General features: G+C 50.7%; 2 tRNA genes and 2 rRNA genes. All 4 read left to right on the top strand.

Annotation, left to right across the window (positions count from 1 at the left end):
• Positions 1–300, top strand: a 16S ribosomal RNA gene (locus A3714_RS02455); the annotation flags it as partial.
• Positions 301–375: 75 nt separating this feature from the next.
• Positions 376–452: transfer RNA gene (locus tag A3714_RS02460), tRNA-Ile, on the top strand.
• Positions 453–468: 16 nt separating this feature from the next.
• Positions 469–544, top strand: a tRNA-Ala gene (locus tag A3714_RS02465).
• Positions 545–824: 280 nt separating this feature from the next.
• Positions 825–1,207, top strand: a 23S ribosomal RNA gene (locus tag A3714_RS02470); the annotation flags it as partial.

Genomic DNA, 1,207 nt, shown 5'->3' on the forward strand with positions numbered 1-1,207 from the left:
GCAGTACAGAGGGCAGCGAAGTCGCGAGGCCAAGCAAATCCCTTAAAACTGTTCGTAGTCCGGATTGGAGTCTGCAACTCGACTCCATGAAGTCGGAATCGCTAGTAATCGCGAATCAGAATGTCGCGGTGAATACGTTCCCGGGCCTTGTACACACCGCCCGTCACACCATGGGAGTGGATTGCACCAGAAGTAGTTAGTCTAACCTTCGGGAGGACGATTACCACGGTGTGGTTCATGACTGGGGTGAAGTCGTAACAAGGTAGCCGTAGGGGAACCTGCGGCTGGATCACCTCCTTAACGACGAAGACCTCTGTTCCGTTCAGGGCCCACACGTTTGCTTGTCTGTAGTTGAAGGGTGTAGACGCTTTCTATAGGTCTGTAGCTCAGTTGGTTAGAGCGCACCCCTGATAAGGGTGAGGTCGGCAGTTCAAATCTGCCCAGACCTACCAATTTCAGCACGGTTTTGGGGCCTTAGCTCAGCTGGGAGAGCGCCTGCCTTGCACGCAGGAGGTCAGCGGTTCGATCCCGCTAGGCTCCACCAGCTTGCTGCAATGGGTTGGAAAGCGCTGAAGAAGTCAGAATCAAGCATTGTCTTGCTTGCTTCTGACTTTTTAGTCGGATACCGCAATCTTTATGATTCGGTTTGCTCTTTAAAAATTTGGGAAATGAGAAGTCCAAGTATTCAATGAATACGCAAGCGTCTAAGAAGTATCTCTGACACTTGTGTCTTTATGGTGAATCGTTATCACGATGAACAACCTGGACGGGATTGGAGTTGTCAGTCGAAAGGCGGGCAGTGAAGAGACTGTTTTGGGTTATATAGTCAAGTGATTAAGCGTACACGGTGGATGCCTTGGCAGCCAGAGGCGATGAAGGACGTTGTAGCTTGCGATAAGCTTCGGGGAGGTAGCAAACAACCTTTGATCCGGAGATTTCCGAATGGGGAAACCCACCTGTCATAAGGCAGGTATCGCATACTGAATACATAGGTATGCGAGGCGAACGCGGGGAACTGAAACATCTAAGTACCCGTAGGAACAGAAATCAATTGAGATTCCGTCAGTAGCGGCGAGCGAACGCGGATTAGCCCTTAAGTCTGTGAAAGATTAGGAGAACGGTCTGGGAAGGCCGGCCATAGTGGGTGATAGCCCCGTATCCGAAAATCTGATCAGGTGAAATCGAGTAGGTCGGAGCACGTGAAACT

This window comes from Alcanivorax sp. HI0007, from assembly GCF_001635525.1.
Classification (GTDB): Bacteria; Pseudomonadota; Gammaproteobacteria; order Pseudomonadales; family Alcanivoracaceae; genus Alcanivorax.